This window comes from Nocardiopsis codii, assembly GCF_036327455.1.
Classification (GTDB): Bacteria; Actinomycetota; Actinomycetes; order Streptosporangiales; family Streptosporangiaceae; genus Nocardiopsis; species Nocardiopsis codii.
This window is the reverse complement of sequence record NZ_JAUZMY010000013.1, coordinates 38,839-59,416: the sequence shown is the minus strand read 5'-3', so window position 1 is coordinate 59,416 and position 20,578 is coordinate 38,839. Positions and strand designations below refer to the sequence as shown.

At 71.0% G+C, this 20,578-nt stretch carries 14 protein-coding genes; 12 read left to right on the top strand and 2 right to left on the bottom strand.

The genetic code is table 11. The features are described 5' to 3' along the window. Positions 1 to 16 precede the first annotated feature (16 nt). From trpB to Q8791_RS14720, 7 genes are all read left to right on the top strand, one after another. The gene (gene trpB / locus Q8791_RS14750) at positions 17 to 1,234 is read left to right on the top strand and encodes a tryptophan synthase subunit beta (protein ID WP_330092265.1); all 1,218 of its coding nucleotides are present in this window, start codon (positions 17 to 19) and stop codon (positions 1,232 to 1,234) included. After that, positions 1,234 to 2,046 carry a tryptophan synthase subunit alpha gene (trpA, locus tag Q8791_RS14745; RefSeq protein WP_330092264.1) on the top strand — a complete coding sequence of 271 codons (813 nt, stop codon included), beginning with the start codon at positions 1,234 to 1,236 and terminating at the stop codon, positions 2,044 to 2,046. Before trpB ends, trpA begins: the two co-directional genes overlap by 1 nt. A gap of 380 nt (positions 2,047 to 2,426) precedes the next feature. After that, on the top strand, positions 2,427 to 2,948 hold the full coding sequence (locus Q8791_RS14740; RefSeq protein WP_330092263.1) for a MauE/DoxX family redox-associated membrane protein: 522 nt from the start codon (positions 2,427 to 2,429) through the stop codon (positions 2,946 to 2,948). A gap of 52 nt (positions 2,949 to 3,000) precedes the next feature. Continuing rightward, the gene (locus tag Q8791_RS14735) at positions 3,001 to 3,981 is read left to right on the top strand and encodes a DsbA family protein (protein ID WP_330092262.1); all 981 of its coding nucleotides are present in this window, start codon (positions 3,001 to 3,003) and stop codon (positions 3,979 to 3,981) included. Between the two features lie 55 nt (positions 3,982 to 4,036). Beyond that, the gene (gene lgt / locus Q8791_RS14730; RefSeq protein WP_330092374.1) at positions 4,037 to 5,149 is read left to right on the top strand and encodes a prolipoprotein diacylglyceryl transferase; all 1,113 of its coding nucleotides are present in this window, start codon (positions 4,037 to 4,039) and stop codon (positions 5,147 to 5,149) included. 96 nt (positions 5,150 to 5,245) lie between these two features. Further along, a complete protein-coding gene (locus Q8791_RS14725) occupies positions 5,246 to 6,484 on the top strand; it encodes a hypothetical protein (protein ID WP_330092261.1) in 1,239 nt (412 codons plus the stop codon). Between the two features lie 156 nt (positions 6,485 to 6,640). Further along, entirely contained in the window at positions 6,641 to 7,678 is a 1,038-nt protein-coding gene (locus Q8791_RS14720) for a hypothetical protein (protein ID WP_330092260.1), read from the top strand. 175 nt (positions 7,679 to 7,853) lie between these two features. Here the strand turns inward: Q8791_RS14720 and Q8791_RS14715 are convergent, their stop codons facing one another. Next, complete coding sequence (locus Q8791_RS14715) at positions 7,854 to 9,707, bottom strand: bis-aminopropyl spermidine synthase family protein (protein ID WP_330092259.1); 1,854 nt, start codon at positions 9,705 to 9,707, stop codon at positions 7,854 to 7,856. 574 nt (positions 9,708 to 10,281) lie between these two features. On the opposite strand from Q8791_RS14715, the gene gltB reads away from it, so the two are divergent. From gltB to Q8791_RS14690, 5 genes are all read left to right on the top strand, one after another. Continuing rightward, positions 10,282 to 14,838: a glutamate synthase large subunit gene (gltB, locus tag Q8791_RS14710; RefSeq protein ID WP_330092258.1), complete on the top strand. Its 4,557-nt coding sequence runs from the start codon at positions 10,282 to 10,284 to the stop codon at positions 14,836 to 14,838. A gap of 32 nt (positions 14,839 to 14,870) precedes the next feature. Beyond that, a complete protein-coding gene (locus tag Q8791_RS14705; protein WP_330092257.1) occupies positions 14,871 to 16,343 on the top strand; it encodes a glutamate synthase subunit beta in 1,473 nt (490 codons plus the stop codon). A 367-nt stretch (positions 16,344 to 16,710) separates the two neighbouring features. Continuing rightward, on the top strand, positions 16,711 to 17,094 hold the full coding sequence (locus Q8791_RS14700; RefSeq protein ID WP_330092256.1) for a DUF2784 domain-containing protein: 384 nt from the start codon (positions 16,711 to 16,713) through the stop codon (positions 17,092 to 17,094). Between the two features lie 74 nt (positions 17,095 to 17,168). Then, positions 17,169 to 18,068 carry a prenyltransferase gene (locus Q8791_RS14695; RefSeq protein ID WP_330092373.1) on the top strand — a complete coding sequence of 300 codons (900 nt, stop codon included), beginning with the start codon at positions 17,169 to 17,171 and terminating at the stop codon, positions 18,066 to 18,068. 125 nt (positions 18,069 to 18,193) lie between these two features. Beyond that, positions 18,194 to 19,474, top strand: coding sequence for an MFS transporter (locus tag Q8791_RS14690; protein WP_330092255.1), 1,281 nt, complete (start codon positions 18,194 to 18,196; stop codon positions 19,472 to 19,474). Between the two features lie 258 nt (positions 19,475 to 19,732). Here Q8791_RS14690 and Q8791_RS14685 read toward each other — a convergent pair whose 3' ends face one another. Next, on the bottom strand, positions 19,733 to 20,440 hold the full coding sequence (locus Q8791_RS14685; protein WP_330092254.1) for a maleylpyruvate isomerase N-terminal domain-containing protein: 708 nt from the start codon (positions 20,438 to 20,440) through the stop codon (positions 19,733 to 19,735). Positions 20,441 to 20,578 lie beyond the last annotated feature (138 nt).

The window sequence follows — 20,578 nt, the reverse complement described above, 5'->3', positions numbered from 1 at the left end:
CCCAGGAGACCGTCCCATGAGCCATGCTCAACCACTGCCCGACCACGACGGGCACTACGGCCGCTTCGGGGGCCGGTTCGCCCCCGAATCGCTCATCGCCGCCCTCGACGAGGTCGAGGCCGAGTGGGAGAAGGCCAAGCACGACCCCGACTACCAGGCCGAGCTGGCAGCGCTGCTGAAGGACTACACGGGCCGCCCCAGCGCCCTCAGCGAGGCCCGCAACTTCTCCGAGTACTGCGGCGGCGCCCGGATCCTCCTCAAGCGCGAGGACCTCAACCACACCGGCTCGCACAAGATCAACAACGTGCTCGGCCAGGCCCTGCTCACCAAGCGCATGGGCAAGACCCGCGTCATCGCCGAGACCGGCGCCGGACAGCACGGTGTGGCCACGGCCACGGCCTGCGCCCTCCTCGGCCTGGAGTGCGTCATCTACATGGGCGAGGAGGACACCCGGCGGCAGGCGCTCAACGTCGCCCGCATGCGGATGCTCGGCGCCGAGGTCGTCCCCGTCACCATCGGCAGCCGCACCCTCAAGGACGCCATCAACGAGGCGTTCCGCGACTGGGTCGCCAACGTCGACCGCACCCACTACCTGTTCGGCACCGTCGCCGGACCGCACCCCTTCCCCAAACTGGTGCGCGACCTGCACTTCGTCGTCGGCGAGGAGGCCCGCGCCCAGGTCCTGGAGAGGGTCGGACGGCTCCCCGACGCCGTCGCCGCCTGCGTGGGCGGCGGTTCCAACGCCATGGCGGTCTTCGCCGCGTTCATCCCCGACGAGAGCGTCGCCCTCTACGGCTTCGAGGCCGGGGGAGAGGGCGCCGAGACCGCCCGCACCGCCGCCTCGATCACCGCGGGCAGCCCCGGGGTGTTCCACGGGGCGCGCACGTTCGTGCTCCAGGACGAGTTCGGGCAGACCCTGCCCAGCCACTCCATCTCGGCGGGGCTCGACTACCCGGCCGTCGGCCCCGAACACGCGTACCTCGCCGACACCGGCCGCGCGAGCTACGAGCCGATCACCGACGCGGAGGCCATGGAGGCCTTCCGCCTGCTGTGCCGCACCGAGGGCATCATCCCGGCGATCGAGAGCGCGCACGCCCTGGCTGGCGCCCGCAAGCTCGGTGAGCGCCTCGGCAGGGACGCCGTCATCCTGGTGAACCTCTCCGGGCGCGGGGACAAGGACGTCGACACCGCGGCCGCGTACTTCGGCCTCATGGACCCGGAGGGACAGGCGTGATGACCGCGACGACACTGCAGACCAAGCTGGCAGAGGCCCGTGAAGCGGGCCGGGCGGCCCTGATCGGCTACATGCCCGCCGGATTCCCGGACCCGGACTCCTCCATCCGCGTGATCGAGGCCATGGTGGAGGGGGGCTGCGACGTCATCGAGGTCGGCCTGCCCTACTCCGACCCGATGATGGACGGCCCCACCATCCAGAGGGCCGCGGACCGGGCGCTGGAGGCCGGAACCACCACCGACGACGTGTTCCGCGTCGTCGAGGCGACGGCCGCCACCGGCGCCGCCGCCGTGGTCATGTCGTACTGGAACCCGATCGAGCGGTACGGGGTGGAGCGCTTCGCCGCGAACCTCGCCAAGGCGGGCGGGGCCGGGGTGATCACCCCCGACCTCATCCCCGAGGAGGCGGGGGAGTGGATCGCCGCGTCCGAGGAGTCGGGGCTGGACCGGATCTTCCTGGTCGCGCCGTCCTCCACCGACCGGCGGCTCGCCCTGACCACCCGGACCTGCAGCGGGTTCGTGTACGCGGCCTCGCTGATGGGAGTCACCGGCACCCGTACCCAGGTCGCCGACACCGCCGAGACGCTGGTGCGGCGCACCCGCGAGGTGACCCGCGAGTCCCGGCTGCCGGTCTGCGTCGGCCTGGGCATCTCCACGGCCGCCCAGGCGGCCGAGGTGGCCGCCTACGCCGACGGCGTCATCGTCGGGGCGGGGTTCTGCCAGCGGATCCTGGACGCCCCGGACCTGGAGACCGGGCTCACGGCGGTCCGCTCCTTCGCCGAGGAACTCGCGGGGGGCGTCCGCGGGAGGTAGGGCGCCCGCGGAGCACACGCGGGGGACCTCCGGGCACGGGGGCGCGGCGTCCGCCGGCCCCGAGGAGACGTTCGGCACTGGCGGTGGGCCGTTCCCCGAGGGGGACGGCCCACCGCTCTTCGCGCCTGGTCAAAAGCAGGGTTAAGAGGGTGAGAATCGGGTGAGAGGCCCGCTCCGGGGCCCCGGAAACGCCCTTGCGGAGCCCGCTTCGGTGATGTGATGGCGGTGCCGCGCTTCTCCGGGGCGCCCGACGGTGCGCCCCGGGTCCGGGCACAGCGTCACGGACTCGCCACAGTCAGTAGGATGTGACGCGATACGCAGAGCGACGGAGCGGACACCGAACGCGACATAGCGCCCCCTACTCCCTGAAGGCCCACGCGATGGACACACCTGACGAATCCCCCGCCACCCCTGCCGCGCCCCCGGCCCCCCGATCCCGCTGGGAGGCCGTCCAGCCCTGGCTCACCCTCGCCTGCCGGGTAGGACTCGCGGCGGTCCTCGTCTTCGCCGCCGTCTCCAAGTTCCCGCCCGCGCTCTCCGTCCAGGCGGTCGAGGCCTACGACCTCTTCCCCGTCGAGATCGCCATGCTCATCGGCTACACGCTCCCCCTCTTCGAGCTCGCCCTGGCCGTCCTCCTCCTCGCCGGACTCGCCACCCGCTACGTCGGAGCCGTCAGCGCGATCCTCATGGTCCTCTTCATCGCAGGCATCGTCTCCGCCATGGCCAGGGGCCTCAACATCGACTGCGGCTGCTTCGGCGGAGGCGGACAGGTCGACCCGGGGGAGACCACCTACGGGCTCTCCATCGCCCGCGACATCGCCTTCGCCGCCATGGGCGCCTTCATCGCAGCCCGGCCCCGATCACCCTTCGCCCTCGACCGCGCCATCGGACTGTTCCGGTGACCCCGGAACCCACCACGGTCGACCACCTCCAGCAGTAGAAACAGGGGAAAGCATGGGGAGTGAAGCGCGCAAGCGCTCCCGCGAGAAGCTCAAGGAACTCCGGGAACGGGAGAAGAGGGCGGCCAAGCGCACCAAGACCCTCATCGTCCTCGGCGCCGCCGCGGCCGTCGTCGTCCTGATCGTCGGCGTCGGTTACGCCGTGCTCAACGCCGACCGGCGGGACGCCGGGTTCGAAGGGGCCCTCCCGCCCCAGGTCCTCCAGGAGGACGGCAGCGTCGTCCTCGCCCAGGAGGGCGTGCAGGCCCCCGTCGTCGAGGTCTACGCCGACTACCAGTGCCCGGCCTGCCGCCAGTTCGAACTGCTCAACGGCGACGTCCTGAAGCAGAACGCCGCCGACGGCGAGGCCATCGTGCACTACCGGCCGGTGAGCATCTTCGCCCAGCAGCCGGTGCCCATCAGCAGCAACTCGCTGCGCGGGGGCGCCGCCGCCCGCGCCGCCGCCCAGCACGGCTACTTCGTCGAGTACAACGACATCCTCTTCGAGAACCAGCCCACCGAGGGCAACGAGGGGTTCACCGTCGACGAGCTCAAGGAGTGGTACCGCCAGACCGACGCCTCCGCCGAGCAGGAGGGCGAGTTCGATCAGCGCATCGACGAGGAGGCGGCCGTCGTCACCACCTTCACCGAGGACTACCTGCCCGCCCTCACCGAGGACGCCATGGCGGAGATCGGCGAGGAGACCCTCGGCACCATGGTCCTGTCCGACCTGATCGCCTGGGGAGCCGACAACGGGCACGACCCCTCGTTCCTCGACGGCACCTACACGGGCGAGATCATCACCGCCACGGGAACGGCCTACACTCGCTACAGCGGAGACAACACGTTCCGCGGCACGCCTTCCGTGTACATCAACGGCGAGTTGCTCGACAACAACACCGCCATGACGGTCAGGGGCCTCAACGAGGCGATCGCCTCGGCGGACGCCGGTGAGGTCGACACCCAGCCGATGGGTGACGGGGGTGGCGCGGAGTAGCACCCCTGACAGCACCCCCCGCATGCGGGGCGAACCCGAGAGCAGAGCAGTGACACTGTCGTCGACAGCTTCCGAGGGCGCGGCCGAGCTCGGCCGCGCCCTCGCGGCCATCCCCAGCCCGCAGATCAACGCGATCCCGATCGGCCCCCTCCAGATCCACTTCTACGCGCTGTGCATCCTCGCCGGCGTCGTTGTCGCGGTGGTCTGGAGCGAGCGCCGCTGGGCGGCCATGGGCGGTGAGAAGGGCACGATCATGGACATGGCCGTCTGGGCCGTGATCCTGGGTCTGATCGGAGGCCGCCTCTACCACGTCATCAGCGACGCCCAGCTGTATTTCGGCGAGGGACGCGAGCCCATCCGCGCCCTGTACGTGTGGGAGGGCGGCCTCGGCATCTGGGGTGCCGTCCCCCTGGGCGCCGTCGGCGTGTGGCTGGTGGCGCGCAGGCGCGGGCTGTCCATGTCCAAGCTGGCGTTCGCCATCGCGCCCACCATCCCCCTCGCCCAGGCCATCGGCCGCTGGGGCAACTACTTCAACCAGGAGCTGTTCGGGGCGCCCACGGACCTGCCCTGGGCCGTGGAGATCTCCCCCTACCCCGAGGGCCACCTGCGCCCCGGCATGGAGTTCGGCGTCACCACGTACCACCCCACGTTCCTCTACGAGTCCCTGTGGTGCCTGCTCCTGGCCGTCCTCCTGGCCTGGGCCGGACGCCGCTTCGAGAACTCCCTCCAGGGCGGCAGGCTCTTCGCGCTCTACGTCATGGGCTACTGCGTGGGCCGGTTCTGGATCGAGTACCTGCGCGTCGACCCCGCCAACGACTTCCTGGGCATGCGCCTGAACAACTGGACCTCCATCGTCGTCTTCCTCGGCGCGCTCGCCTACTTCGTGTGGGCGGGACGGCGCATCGACTCCTTCTCCACCGCGGTCGTCCCCCCCGGGCACGACGCGGGAACCCAGGTGTTCGGCGCCACAGCCGGCAGTGAGGTCACCGACGAGAGCACCGTCTACAGCGCCGTGGACAGCGAAGAATCCGATCTCGGAAGCCGAACTGGCAGCTCAGAAGGGGCGGGGACGGAATACCACCCGAGCCCTGAGCGATCTAGTACCGAGGGCTCGACCGAGAACGACGCCGGAGACACGGGAACCGATTCCGGGGCGAAGCCCGAGTAGAGCAGGGCTCCCACGCGTGCCGGCCGTGTCCGGCCGCGGAGCGGAGAACGCCCTGTACCTTTCGAGCAGACCACGGGTTGACGATTGAGAAAGACCGTGAGCAGAGCTGAGTCCGGGTACGGCCGCCGAGGTCGCCGCGGCGGTTCACGCCGCGCCGAGCAGGCCTACACCGAGGACCACGCCGACGACTACGGCCACGACGAGGGCCGCGAGGACGACTACGACCCCGAGGAGGACTTCTCCGCGGAGTACGGTCACACCCGCACACCCTCCGAGGACACCGCCGACCGAGCCGGTGACGACGAGGGGTACGACGAGTACGACGACTACGAGGACGAGGACGGCGACGGGGCGCACGCCGCGGACGCCGAGGAGGACACCGGCGCCCGGCGGTCCTCCCGCCGGCGCAAGGGGCGCGGCGCGTTCGCGATCGGAGCGTCGCGGCGCAAGGCGTCCGGCGCCAGGCGCGGCGGGGTCGGCAAGGTCTCGGCCTTCTCCGCGTCCGCGATCAAGAAGGTCTCGGTCCTGGGCGACCGGCCCAACCAGATCGTCTACACCCTCGCCGAGCAGAGCAAGCGCAAGCGAGGCACCGCCGTCCTCGGCGTCCTGCTGGGCGCGTTCAGCATCGCGCTGGTCGCTCTCCTGGGACTGCTGTCCTTCCAGCTCTTCACGGGTTCGGGGGGCACCGTCTCGGGCGGGGACGAGACGGTCGTGGCACCGCCCGAGGGACACAGCACCCTCACACCGGAGCTGTACCTCTCCGAACCCAACCGCGAGGACGTGTTCGGCGCCATCGACGAACGCCCCGAGGACGCCGAGCCGATGACGGAGGAATCCGTGTTCGGCTCCGTCGGTGAGATCGGGCTGGACGACATGACGCTGGAGCTGCGACAGAGCAGCGTCACCGACTCCTGCACGTCGCTCGTGTGGGGCGAGGGACTGGGCCAGAGCCTCATCGACGCGAACTGCGTCCAGGCCGCCACCGGTGTGTACACCGACTCCGGCGACGACCACATCGCGCAGGTCACGGTGTTCGATCTGGCCAACGTCGAGGAGGCCACCAAGGTCGAGGCCGCACTGGACCCGACCAACGCCGAGAGCGGCGCCGGATTCCTGCTCACGCAGAACGGCGACGACATCCCCGGCCTCCAGGACGGCTACAGCCAGGCCAACGCCCAGGTCATGGGCCACTACCTGGCCGTGTTCTGGGTCGCCGACACCGACGGCGCCGAGCCCGGTGACAACGCCGACATGGCGAAGCTGAGTGTGGCCTCCATGAACTCCATGAGCTTCGTCTACGAGGAGGTCGTGGCGGCGCAGCGGACCGAGGAGTAGGCCTGTCAAGCCCTGTCGAACGCCCCGATAGGATCTCGGACAGATCGACCCTTCCGCCAGGGTCGTGCTGGGCGGGGTGCTTCCGCCCCTCTCCCCAAGCGAACCGGGCCGGCCACGTGTGCGTGGCCGGCCCGCATCCGAGGAAAGGTCCACTGGGTGTCCCCATCTGAACCGTCGGCGTCCGGCCCCGCCGGACGCCGGAGGAAAAACAGCGAGTCCGACGAGGTGTCGGCGGGGCGGTCCTCCCGCACGGGTGGGCGCCGCCGGTCCGGAGGCCGGAGGAAGCAGGAGTCCAAGGGCCGGCGAGGCCCCCTCCTCGTGGTGGCCGGAGTGGCCGTCGTGGCCCTGGCGGTCCTCGGCACCGTGCTGTACCTGGGCCTCGGAGAGGACGACGGTGCGGGCCAGGCCGCCCAGGAGACCCGCCCCGTCATGTACAGGGTGATCGACACGGGCCGCATGAACGACGTGCTGGCCACCCGTGAGGCCGACAGCCGGGCCCTCAACGCGGGAGAGCTGTTCGAGAGCCGCAACGCGGAGATCTCCAGCCAGGAGATCGACTTCGCGCTCCGCGACGCCGACCTGAGCGAGGACTGCTCCACCGCCGTGTGGGGGGAACAGGTCCAGACGGCCCTGGCCGAGGCCGACTGCACCCAGGCCGGGCGCGCCACCTACGTGTCGGACACCTACTTCGGTGTGACGGCCGTGTTCAACCTCGCCGACGTCGAGGGCAGCCGGGCCGTCGCCGCCGCCATGAACCCGCCCGAGGAGGCCGCGGGGGACGGGGAGGACGGTGCGGAGTCCGCGGGCGCCGGGTTCGTGCTGCCGCCCTCCGGCGCCGACCCGTTCGACCGCCTGGGCGAGGGCTACAGCGCCAGCGACGCGATCGTCAGCGGCCACTACCTGGTCGTGGTGTGGGTCCAGCCCACCGGGTCGGACTCGGTCGACGAGAGGGTCAGCCTCTCCGGCCCGCTCGTGGCCCTCGCGAACTTCCGCGACCCGCTCTACCGCCGGATGGTGCAGCTGGACGGCGACGGCACGGGGACCGACACCGGTACGCAGGAAGGCACCGTGGAGGACCCGGCCGGAACCGAGGGTGTGGTGGAGGACCCCGCGGGGACCGACGGCACCGTGCAGGACCCCGCCGGCACAGAAGGCACCGTGCAGGACCCCGCCGGGACCGACGGCATCGGCTGAAGCGCGTGAGGAGGGGCTCGGAGGACATGTCCTCCGAGCCCCTCCGGCGTTCCGGGGGCCGCCCGGGACGGGTTCGCGGCCCTGGCGTGGTCGGCGCAGGGCCGGGACCACGCCTCGCCCTCCGACCGGCCCGCCCCGCCCGTCACCCACCCCGGGGCCCGCCCGGGACGGAGCCCTACACCTGGGCGAGCAGCGCGGCGGCCACGCCCAGCAGCTCCGCGAAGCGGTGCTCGGGCAGGTCGAGCAGGGTGTGGCCGGACAGCCACCGCGGCGCCGTGGACACGGCCTGCCGGGCGGTGCGCTTGTTGACCGGACGTCCCCTCCACGCGGACACCTCGGTGAGCCCCGCCCGCAGCGTGGCGGTGAGCGTTCCGTGCGCCCGCTCCTGCACGTGGACCAGGAGGAGGTCGACAGCGGCCTCCATACCCCCGGAGGCGTCCGCCGCCCCCGGGTCCGCCGGAGCCGCGTCGTCCCGGGACAGCGGACTCCGGGTCAGGCGCACCGCGGTCAGGTCGTCGGCCCCGAACCCGCGCAGGAACCGCACCCGGAACCTGGGCTCCACCAGGGCGCGCAGCCCCCGCTGTCCCGCGGCGTCGCGCACGCACGCCGCCGACGAGGGGACCAGGGCATACACGGTGTCCGTGGCCGAGGCCAGGGCGGCCCGGGCTGCCAGCCGCTCCCACCCGCCGGTCAGGTTGAGCACGGCGCAGCGGCCGCCGGGCGCGGGCGCGTCCATCCAGGTGGACAGCCGCACCCGGCCGGACTCCGACACCTCGGCGGGCCACTCGCCCACCAGCGTCGGCTCCGCGCCCGCGACGGCCGCCGAACCACCGTCCCCGCCGCCGTCCCCGCGTTCCCCGCCCAGGTCCTCGCGGACACGGTCGAGCACCGCACGGGCGCGCTCCGCGTCGAGTCCGCCCCGGGCCTCCTTGGCGTTCACCCCCTGGCTGTACACGCGGGCCGCGTCACCCGAGGGCGGGGGCAGGGTGCGAGCGAGGGGCCGGAGCACGTACAGGTCGGAGGCGGCGCCGATCGACTCCGCGCCGTGGTACCGGTTGAAGTCCGGCCACACCGCCTCGAACAGCAGGTCCATGCGCGCGAGCCGGGACTGGGTGGTGGCCGCCAGCTTCGGGGTGGTCTCGCTGGCGCCGTAGGCGACCAGGACCCGCCCCCGGCGGGGGTCGGCCATGCCCTCCACACCCCGGCGCACGAACAGCTCCACACCGTCGGCGGTGTACGGCGGATCGGTGAACACCACGTCCGCGACGCCGCGCACCGTGGACGGAAGCCCGAGGCGCAGGTCGGCCGTGTGGGTCCGCACACCCAGGTCCAGCCGGGCGGCCACGGCGTCGATGTGCGCCAGGACGCGCTCGTCGATGTCGACGACCTCGGCACGCGCCCCGGGGCACACGAGCGTGAGCGCGATCGAGGTCAGGTCGTGGTCTCCCACGCACAGCAGGACCCGGTCGTGCAGGTCGAAGCGCGTGGCCAGGAACAGGGCCCGCCGCAGCGCCGTCTCGGCGGTCGCGGTGACGTGGTCCAGGTCGAGGTCGGAGGCGGGACCCTCCTCCACGGCGCTCGCCAGTTCGGCGAGGGCGCGGGCGTACCGGGGGAGGAGGTGGGCGACGGGGTCGGCGAGGGCGTCGGAGGCCGCGCCGGCGTAGTCGTCCGGCCTCACCAGGCGCACGCGTCCCCGGCGGCCCTCGTCCCCGGTCACGAGCTCACCGGCCTCACCCAGCTCCTTGAGCAGGGACGACACCAGCGTGTACGCGACACCCGTGGCCTGCACCAGGTCGTCGGCGCTCCACCACCGCCCGTCCGCGAGCAGGGCCAGGACCCGGCGCGGCCGGGGCGCGTTCACGCCGTGCTCGTGCACCAGCCGCGACGCGGCCGCGGGCAGCGGCGGACCACCGCCTGGCGGGTGCGCGGCGGAGGTGTCCGAAACCGTGACGCCAGGGGCGCGGGTGGTGTGGTCGGGGGGCGCGGAACCGAGGTCGTCCGGGCCGGGGGAAGTCGGGTGGCCTGCCATCCACCGATCGTCCCACGGGTCGGCGGGTGGCCGTGGCCGCGCAGGTCAGGGCGCCCGATCACGGGTGAGGGAGATATCACTCCCCTCCGGGGCCCGGGTCCCCTTGGGGGGTGCGTTAACACCGGGGTAATGTGTGTCAGCGGCGCACAACGTCATGCGGTCCCGGAGTGGAACGCCGACCCACAGTCGGGGTTTTATCCACTTTGGGAGGTTTAGCGGGGTTCCCTCGTGGAAAAACCGGCTAGGCCAGCCCTCATCGGGGACAACCGAGAGGGACAGCACACCGCCCCCCAGGGGGGCGAACCGCGACCAACGGCGCACCGCGGCGCCACATGGTCTAGACCTGCGATTCGCATCGCGGCTGGACCAGCATGTATAAGAGAACCTGCCCGCAACGGGCGACCCAACCGCCACCGGCGACCACGAGGACGTGGACGCGCGACGGTAGCGGACACGGCGCCCACAGCCGGGAACCGCCGCCTCCGCGGCGACACAACTCCATCCGCACGCAGCAGGGCCAATGTCGTCCCAGATGCGCTTTTCACGAAGCCGATCAAAGACGACAGGAGGGTAGATGCCCGCTGGTCAGGTGCGGCGTTCGTCCGTCCGAACGAACGCAGATTCCACTTCTCAGGGCCTGTACGACCCCGCCTTCGAGCACGACGCCTGCGGTGTGGGCTTCGTCGCCGACCTCACCGGCCGCCGCAGCCACGACATCGTCGAGCAGGCGCTCACCGTACTCCGCAACCTCGACCACCGAGGCGCCAGCGGAGCGGACCCCGACGACGGGGACGGCGCGGGCATCCTCACCCAGATCCCGCACGAGCTCTACACCGAGGTCTGCGACTTCACCCTCCCCGAAGCCGGCGCCTACGCCACCGGCATCGGCTTCCTCCCCGTCGACGCCGCCGAACGCGCCACCGCCGTCGAAGCCATCAACGCCATCGTCGCCGACGAGGGCCTGACCCTCCTCGGCTGGCGCGAACTGCCCTTCGAACCCCAGTACAGCGGCCCCGCCGCCCGCGAAGCCATGCCCTACTTCGGGCAGATCTTCATCACCGGCACCAAGGGCACACCCACCGAGGGCCTCACCGGCATCGAACTCGAGCGCCACGCCTACTGCGTCCGCAAGCGCGCCGAACACGAGACCGACGTCTACTTCCCGAGCCTGTCCCCCCGCACCATCGCGTACAAGGGCATGCTCACCACCCCGCAGCTCGAACCGTTCTTCCCCGACCTGTCCGACCGGCGCTACGCGTCCGGCCTCGCCCTGGTCCACTCCCGGTTCTCCACCAACACCTTCCCGTCCTGGCCCCTCGCCCACCCGTTCCGCTACGTCGCGCACAACGGCGAGATCAACACGGTCAAGGGCAACCGCAACATGATGCGGGCACGCGAGGCCAAGCTCGCCAGCGACCTCATCCCCGGCGACCTCGACCGCATCTTCCCCATCGTCGACCCCGACGACTCCGACACCGCGTCCTTCGACGACGCCCTCGAACTCCTCCACCTCGGCGGACGCACCCTCCCCCACGCAGTGCTCATGATGATCCCCGAGCCCTGGGAGAACCACACCGAGATGGACCCGGCCGTCCGGGCCTTCTACGAGTACCACTCCACCCTCATGGAGCCCTGGGACGGCCCCGCCTCGGTGTCCTTCACCGACGGCAGCGTCGTCGGCGCCGTCCTCGACCGCAACGGACTGCGCCCCGGCCGCTACTGGGTCACCGAGGACGGCTTCGTCGTCCTCGCCAGCGAAGCCGGCGTCCTCGACATCGACCCCGCCACCGTCGTCCGCAAGGGACGACTCCAGCCCGGCCGCATCTTCGTCGTCGACACCGCCCAGGGCCGCATCATCGAGGACGAGGAGATCAAGGCCGAACTCGCCGCCGAACACCCCTACCAGGAGTGGATCGACTCCGGCGTCCTCCGCCTCGCCGAACTCCCCGCCGCGGACCCCGTCCCGGTCACCGAACTCAACCTCGCACAGCAGGTGTTCGGCTACACCGAGGAAGAACTCCGCATCATCCTCACCCCGATGGCCCGCACCGGCGCCGAACCCATCGGCTCCATGGGCACCGACACACCCGTCGCCGCCCTCTCCGACCGCTCCCGACAGCTCTTCGACTACTTCTCGCAGAACTTCGCCCAGGTCACCAACCCGCCCCTGGACGCCATCCGCGAAGAGATGGTCACCAGCCTGTCCACCCTCCTCGGCGCCGAGCACAACATCCTCGACGCCGCACCCGGCGACACCCAGCGACTCGTCCTGCCCACACCCGTCGTGGACCAGGCCGAACTCGCCGCCATCGTCGCCGCAGGCCGCGACAACCCCGCACTCCGGACCTACACCGTCGACGGCACCTACCCCGTCGACGGCGGCGGCGACGCCCTCTCGGCACGCCTCGACCAGATCAATACCGAGGTCACCCGGGCCATCGCCGACGGCGCCCACATCCTCGTGCTCAGCGACCGCCGGGCCGACGCCGACCGCGCACCCGTCCCCTCGCTCCTGCTCACCGGCTCCGTCCACCACCACCTGGTACGCGAGAAGACCCGCACCGAGGTCGGCCTCCTCATCGAGGCCGCCGACATCCGCGAATGCCACCACGTGGCCCTCCTCGTCGGCTACGGCGCCTCCGCCGTCAACCCGTACCTGGCACTCGCCACCGTCCGCGACATGGTCGAACGCGGCACCCTCGGCGGCGTCGACGCCGACACCGCCGTCCGCAACACCGTCAAGGCGTTCGGCAAGGGCGTCCTCAAGGTCATGTCCAAGATCGGCGTGTCCACGGTCAGCTCCTACACCGGAGCCCAGATCTTCGAAGCCCTCGGCCTCGGCCAGGACGTCATCGACCGCTGCTTCACCGGCACCACCTCCCGCCTGGGCGGCGTCGGCTTCGACGTCCTCGCCGAAGAGGTCGCCATCCGCCACCGCCGCGCCCACGCCGCCAACCCCAACGCCCACCGGCGCCTGGACGTCGGCGGCGAGTACCAGTGGCGCCGCGAGGGCGAACCCCACCTCTTCAACCCCGAAACGGTGTTCAAGCTCCAGCACTCCACCCGTACCCGCACGTACGAGATCTTCAAGGAGTACACCTCCAAGGTCGACGACCAGGCCGAGAAGCTCATGACCCTCCGCGGGCTCTTCCGCCTCCGCGAGGGCGTGCGCGAACCCGTCCCCGTCGACGAGGTCGAACCCGTCTCCGAGATCGTCAAGCGCTTCTCCACCGGCGCCATGTCCTACGGCTCCATCTCCGCCGAGGCACACGAGACCCTCGCCATCGCGATGAACCGCCTCGGCGGCAAGTCCAACACCGGCGAGGGCGGCGAGGACCCCGCCCGCTTCACCCCCGACGCCAACGGGGACCTGCGGCGCAGCGCCATCAAGCAGGTCGCCTCCGGCCGCTTCGGCGTCACCTCCCACTACCTCAGCAACGCCGACGACATCCAGATCAAGATGGCCCAGGGCGCCAAGCCCGGCGAGGGCGGCCAACTGCCCGGCCACAAGGTCTACCCGTGGATCGCCCAGACCAGGCACTCCACCCCCGGCGTCGGACTCATCTCCCCGCCGCCCCACCACGACATCTACTCCATCGAGGACCTCGCCCAGCTCATCCACGACCTCAAGAACGCGAACCCGTCCGCACGGGTCCACGTCAAGCTGGTCTCCGAAGCGGGCGTCGGCACCGTCGCCGCGGGCGTCTCCAAGGCCCACGCCGACGTCGTCCTCATCTCCGGTCACGACGGAGGAACCGGCGCCTCGCCGCTCACCTCCCTCAAGCACGCGGGCACCCCCTGGGAACTCGGCCTCGCCGAAACCCAGCAGACCCTCCTGCTCAACGGCCTGCGCGACCGCATCGTCGTCCAGGCCGACGGCCAGATGAAGACCGGACGCGACGTCGTCATCGCCGCCCTGCTCGGCGCCGAGGAGTTCGGCTTCGCCACCGCACCCCTCGTCGTCTCCGGCTGCGTCATGATGCGCGTCTGCCACCTCGACACCTGCCCCGTCGGCGTCGCCACCCAGAACCCCGCCCTGCGCGAACGGTTCTCCGGCAAGGCCGACTACGTCGTGAACTTCTTCGAGTTCATCGCCCAAGAGGTCCGCGAGTACCTCGCCCAGCTCGGCTTCCGCAGCATCGACGAGGCCATCGGCGCCGTCGACCTGCTCGACACCACCGAAGCCGTCACCCACTGGAAGGCCCAGGGCCTCAACCTCGCACCCATCCTCCACGAGGTCGAACCCCGCGCCGGCGACCACCGCACCCGCCGCCGCACCCAGGACCACGGCCTGGAGAAGGCCCTGGACAACACCCTCATCCAACTCAGCGAGGGCGCACTCGACTTCGGCCAGCCCGTCAAGCTCGAACTGCCCGTGCGCAACGTCAACCGCACCGTCGGCACCATGCTCGGACACGAGGTCACCAAGCGCTACGGCGCCGACGGCCTCCCCGACAACACCATCGACGTGTCCTTCACCGGATCCGCAGGACAGTCCTTCGGCGCCTTCGTGCCCAAGGGCGTCACCCTGCGCCTGTCCGGCGACGCCAACGACTACGTCGGCAAGGGACTCTCCGGCGGACGCGTCGTCGTCCGCCCGTCCACCAGCTCCCAGCTGGTCGCCGAGGACCACATCATCGCCGGAAACGTCATCGCCTACGGAGCCACCTCCGGCGAGATCTTCCTCCGCGGCATCGTCGGCGAACGCTTCTGCGTCCGAAACTCCGGCGCCCTCGCCGTCGTCGAGGGCATCGGCGACCACGGCTGCGAGTACATGACCGGCGGACGCGCCGTCATCCTCGGCCGCACAGGACGCAACTTCGCGGCCGGCATGTCCGGCGGCGTCGCCTACGTCCTCGACCTGGACACCGAACGCGTCAACGCCGAGATGGTCGAGATCGACACCCTCACCGACGAGGACCGGACCTACCTCACCGACGTCCTCACCCGACACCTCGCCGAGACCGGATCGGCCGTCGCCGAACGGCTCCTCGCCGACGGCGACGCCGGACTCGCCCGGATCGCCAAGGTCATGCCTCGCGACTACAAGCGGGTCCTGCTCGCCCAGGCCGAGGCCGAACGAGACGGCCGCGACGTCAACGAGGCCGTCATGGCCTCCGCGCAGTCCTGAGCGCCGGCCCACACGAGAGGAGGAGAAACACCATGGCCGACCCCAAGGGTTTCCTGAAGATCACCGAGCGGGAACTCCCCACGCACCGCCCCGTCGACGTCCGCATCCAGGACTGGCGCGAGGTGTACGAGGACTTCGACCGCGCGACCGTCACCAAGCAGGCCTCACGCTGCATGGACTGCGGCATCCCGTTCTGCCACAACGGCTGCCCGCTCGGCAACCTCATCCCCGAGTGGAACAACCTCGTCCACACCCACGACTGGGCCGAGGCGATCGAACGCCTGCACGCCACCAACAACTTCCCGGAGTTCACCGGACGGCTCTGCCCCGCACCCTGTGAATCCGCCTGCGTGCTCGGCATCAACCAGCCCGCCGTCACCATCAAGAACGTCGAGGTCTCCATCATCGACCGCGCGTGGGAGGAGGGCTGGGTCAAGCCCCTGCCCCCCACCACCCGCACCGGCAAGAAGGTCGCCGTCGTCGGCTCCGGCCCCGCCGGACTCGCCGCCGCACAACAGCTCACCCGAGCCGGACACGACGTCACCGTCTACGAACGCGCCGACCGCATCGGAGGCCTCCTCCGCTACGGCATCCCCGAGTTCAAGATGGAGAAGCGGCACATCGACCGCCGCCTCGCCCAGATGACCGCGGAGGGCACCACCTTCCGCACCGGCGTCGACATCGGCACCGACATCACCGTCGACCGGCTCCGAGCCGACCACGACGCCGTCGTCCTCACCGGCGGCGCCACCGCCTGGCGCGACCTGCCCGCACCCGGACGCGAACTCAAGGGCATCTACCAGGCAATGGAGTACCTGCCCCTCGCCAACAAGGTGCAGGAGGGCGACTACGACCGCGCCCCCATCCACGCCGAGGGCAAGCACGTCATCGTCATCGGCGGCGGCGACACCGGCGCCGACTGCGTCGGCACCGCCCACCGCCAGGGCGCCGCGTCGGTCACCCAGCTGGAGATCATGCCCAAGCCCCCGGCGAAGCGGCCCGACCACCAGCCCTGGCCGACCATGCCGATGCTGTACAAGGTCACCAGCGCCCACGAGGAGGGCGGACGGCGGCTCTACTCCGTCAACACCCTCGAGTTCGTCGGCGACGAGGACGGCAACGTCCGCGCGCTGAAGCTGGTCGAGGTCAAGCGCGGACCCAACGGGTTCGAGCCCGTCGAGGGCACCGAACGCGAGATCCCCGCGGACCTGGTCACCCTCGCCATGGGCTTCGTCGGCCCGCAGAAGGAGGGCATGCTCGAACAGCTCGGCGTCGAACTGGACGGACGCGGCAACGTCGTGCGCGACAACGACTACCGCACCACCGTCGACGGCGTGTACTGCGCCGGCGACATGGGCCGCGGCCAGTCGCTGATCGTGTGGGCCATCGCCGAGGGACGCTCCGCCGCCGCCGGCGTCGACCGCTACCTCACCACCGGCAGCGACCTGCCCGGAGGCACCGCCCTGCCGGTGGCCATCCCGCCGACCGAGCGCCCCCTGGTCTAGGGGGAGCACCGCTCAGCGGCACACACGGCACACACCACGCGTCGGGGGCGGGGGGGGCCACCCCCCCCCCCCCACGCGTTCGTGCTCGCAGGCGCTCGCAGGCGCTCGCAGGCGCTCGCAGGCGCTCGCAGGCGCTCGCAGGCGCTCGCAGGCGCTCGCAGGTGTCCGCAGGTGTCCGCAGGCGCCCCGCACGACCGGGAGCCGCATCCGAGGACGTCCCGCGCCCTCCTCCACAGGCCACAGCACCCCCTGGCCCGCCAAGGCGCCCACAGCGATACTGGACCCAGGACACCCCACACCAACCCCCACCAGGCCCCCACCGGCCCCCCACAGGCGCCCCCGCACAACGCCACCCGAGGACGCACACATGGTCTACCGGCTCATCGGCGACACCGCCATGGTCGCCCACCTGCTCTTCCTCGCCTACATCACCCTCGGCGGATTCCTCGCCTGGCGTTGGCCCCACACCATCTGGCCCCACATCGCCTGCGCCCTCTACGGCCTCGGCGTCACCCTCGTCGGATGGCGGTGCCCCCTCACCACACTCGAAACCTGGGGCCGCCAACAAGCCGGACAAGCAGGCATCCCCCCGACCGGCTTCATCGACCACTACCTCACCGGCGTCATCTACCCGCCCCAACACCTCCTCACCATCCAACTCGCCGTCGCCGCCACCATCGCCGCATCCTGGGCCGGACACCTCATCCACCACCGAAAACGCAAACACCACACAGCCCCGAACCGAGCGTAAAGATCGCGAATGGATTGCCCCCCGGACTATTCTCCGCACCCCACCCCGGACGTACCGTCGAAGACATGATCGTCGTGACCTGGGACTCCTTCCGCACCGCGGAACACTTCACCATGCGCAACGCCCGACTCATCGACCGGCACCGATTCGCACACCTCTTCCAGAACGGCCCCACCGAACCCGTCAGACAAGCACTCGCCGCCTACCGCAACCTCGACGGCGGATACGGCAACGGACTCGACCCCGACCTCCGCGGCCACGCCAGCCAACCCGCCACCATCGAGATCGCCCTGCGCTACCTCGACGAACTCGGCCCCATACCCGCCAACATCGGACTCGGCATCTGCCGCTACCTCGCCACCGTCAGCGACCCCGACGGCGGCATCCCACCGGTCCTGCCCAGCGTCCGCTACAGCGAAGCCGCACCCTGGTGGCAACACCGGGACGACTACACCGCCGACCTCGGCCTCACCGCCCTCATCGCCGGCTACCTCCACAAACACCACATCAGCCACCCCTGGCGCGACCTCGCCACCGCCTGGTGCTGGAAACACATCGACAACCTGCACTGGACCAACCCGCACGAAGCCATCGGCATCTGCACCTTCCTCCAGCACGCACCCGACCGCCACCGCGCCATCCAGACCATCAACCGCCTCTACGTCATGATCCGCGCCGTCATCGACGTCAACACCAAACCCAGCGGACAGCAACACGTCCACACCGCACTCGACCTCGCCAACGACCCCAGCCACATCGCCCGACCCCTCTTCACCGAAGCCGAGATCAACCGCACCCTCGACTACTTCGAACAGAGCCAACGCCCCGACGGCGGCTGGGACGCCACCTGGGACCACTGGGACACCGCCGCCACCATCGAACGCGAAGGCATGCGCACCATCCAACGCCTGCGCATCCTCCGCGCCTACGGCCGCGTCGCCGCATTCCTCCCACCACCACGCCGCGACCGCTGAACACCCACCCACCGGGCCCGGCCGACCGACCGGGCCCCACCCACACCCGAAAACCAGCCCCACACCACAACAGCCTTCGATAAAGTCACCCGCCGACAACCCACCGGCACCCGACCCGAAGGCACATGACCACCAACACACCCCCACCCCTCAGCGCAGCCTTCCACCGCTTCTGGGCCGGCAGCCTCTCCAGCAACCTCGCCGACGGCATCATGCTCACGGCCCTGCCCATGCTCGCCGCCGCCCTCACCAACGACCCCCTCGCCGTCGCCGGACTCACCGCGGCCCGCTACCTGCCCTGGCTCCTCTTCGGACTCCTCGCCGGAGCCCTCGTCGACCGCGTCGACCGCGTCAGGGCCATGATCGCCGCCAACCTCCTCCGCGCCGCCGCCATCACCGCCCTCGCGATCCTCACCGCCACCGGCAACGCCACCGTCACCACCCTCTACATCGTCATGTTCGCCGCCATGACCTGCGAAATCGTCTACGACATCGCAGCAAGGGCCATCCTCCCCTCCCTCGCACGCACCGGCATCGACCGCGCCAACGGCCGCCTCGTCGGCGGACGCGAAGTCGCCCAGGAATTCGCCGGAGCCCCCCTCGGCGGCTTCCTCTTCGCCATCGCCGCAGCACTACCCCTCGCAGCCAACGCCGGAGCCTACGCCCTCGGCGCCCTCATCCTCCTCGGACTACCCCTCACCGCCCGACGCGCCCCCACACCACCCACCGACCAACCCACCACCCACCCCGCCCCCAACCCCGTCCGCGCCGTCCTCCACGACATCGCACAAGGCCTCCACCACATCCACACCGACCCGCCCCTACGCGCCCTCATCCTCTTCGGCGCCGCCATCAACCTCGGCGCAGCCGCGGTCACCGCCGTCTTCGTCCTCACCGTCCAAGACCACCACGGAGTCCCCCCACACCTCTTCGGCGTCTTCCTCGCCACCGCAGCCCTCGGCGCCATCCTCGGTGCACTCCTCGCCGGAAACACCGCACACCACATTGGCCGCCACCGCGGCATCACCCTCGGCTTCCTCGCCCAAGCCGCCTTCTGCGTCCTCTTCGCCCTCGCCCCCAACGCCCCCGTCGCAGCCACCGCCTGGACCCTCGTCGCCGCCGCCAGCGCCTACGGCACCGTCCTCTCCAGCGGCATCCTCCAGCAGATCGTCCCCGAACACCTCCTGGGACGAGTCAGCAGCGCCAAACAGACGCTCGGCTTCGCACTCGCCCCCGCAGGCGCACTCCTCGGAGGCCTCCTCGCCCGCACCGACCTCCGCCTCCCCGCCCTCTTCGGCGCCGCCGTCTTCACCACCGCCACCCTCCTGATCCTCCGCCACCTCCGCGCCGCCACCGACCGCGCCGACGCCAACGAACGAGCCGCCCGCGCCGACCCCGCCCACTGACACCCGCCACACCGCCCAGGGCCGCTACACCCCAGACCCGCCCGCCCGGACGGGCCTTATCGCCGACCACGGGAGACACGGGCGCCCACAGGGCCCCCGCCCCGGCGTCCGACCAGCGATCGAAGCACAACCCGCACCCCACAAGCCCGCGCCCCGGGCCCGGAGAACACAGACCACACCACCGGCCACCAGACCACGCGCAGCAACCCCGCGCCCCCAACACCACGGCAGGCCACCACACACCCCGAACACCACGACCTACCCCAACGCCAGAAACCGCACCCCCGCCGCCTCCCACACCCCCCGATCCACAACACCCCCGCGCCCCGTCACCGCACGCACCGCCGCCACCCCCTCCGACCGACCCGACAACGCACCCGGCACAAGCCCTTCCACCACCACCGGATCCGCCTCCCCGAACAACAACCCCCGCACCACATCCAGAGCCCCACCGCACAGCCACGGCTCCCGACCCAACGCATCCGCCAGATCCAACCCGTGCAACGACACCTCCACCACCCGCGTCACCAGAAAATCCGACAACAGCATCCGATCCCCGTGCCGCGTCACCACCACCCGATCCACCGGCTCAGCAGCCAACCGCGCCACCAACCCCGACCAACGCCCCCGCAACACCCTCCCCGGCTCACCCGCATCCACCCGCCGCGCCGCCGCCTCCACCGCCGAACCCACCCGCCGCGCATCCACCTCCGCCGAAAACCGCACCTCCGGCCGGTAATACCCCCCAACAGAAACCAACGCCCCACCCGTCACCGGACGTTCACCAACCAACATCGGCTCCACCTGCAACACCGACCCCACCGTGTGCACCGCCAACGCCGCCACATCCCACGGCACACACCGCGTCGCCACCACCGCCTCCTCCTCCGACAACCCCCCCAACACCGCGTCCAACAACGCCACCTCGACCGCCAACGCACCCAGCACCACATCACGCGAGAACACAGAACCTCCCAAAATCCCGACCGGCACCCGCAACCTACAGAAAGCCCCCACACCAACCGCAACCCGGTTCGTGCAACGCCCCAGTTCGTCTTCCCGCAGCCTGAGATACGTCCATTCGCAACCTGGTTTAGACCACTG

Bases quoted from the DNA above. Each gene is read 5' to 3' on its own strand.
- gltB (WP_330092258.1), top strand. From the start codon at position 10,282: ATGCCCGCTGGTCAGGTGCGGCGTTCGTCCGTCCGAACGAACGCAGAT.
- trpA (WP_330092264.1), top strand. From the start codon at position 1,234: ATGACCGCGACGACACTGCAGACCAAGCTGGCAGAGGCCCGTGAAGCG.
- Q8791_RS14700 (WP_330092256.1), top strand. From the start codon at position 16,711: ATGGTCTACCGGCTCATCGGCGACACCGCCATGGTCGCCCACCTGCTC.
- Q8791_RS14705 (WP_330092257.1), top strand. From the start codon at position 14,871: ATGGCCGACCCCAAGGGTTTCCTGAAGATCACCGAGCGGGAACTCCCC.
- Q8791_RS14715 (WP_330092259.1), bottom strand. From the start codon at position 9,707: ATGGCAGGCCACCCGACTTCCCCCGGCCCGGACGACCTCGGTTCCGCG.
- trpB (WP_330092265.1), top strand. From the start codon at position 17: ATGAGCCATGCTCAACCACTGCCCGACCACGACGGGCACTACGGCCGC.
- Q8791_RS14740 (WP_330092263.1), top strand. From the start codon at position 2,427: ATGGACACACCTGACGAATCCCCCGCCACCCCTGCCGCGCCCCCGGCC.
- Q8791_RS14690 (WP_330092255.1), top strand. From the start codon at position 18,194: ATGACCACCAACACACCCCCACCCCTCAGCGCAGCCTTCCACCGCTTC.
- Q8791_RS14735 (WP_330092262.1), top strand. From the start codon at position 3,001: ATGGGGAGTGAAGCGCGCAAGCGCTCCCGCGAGAAGCTCAAGGAACTC.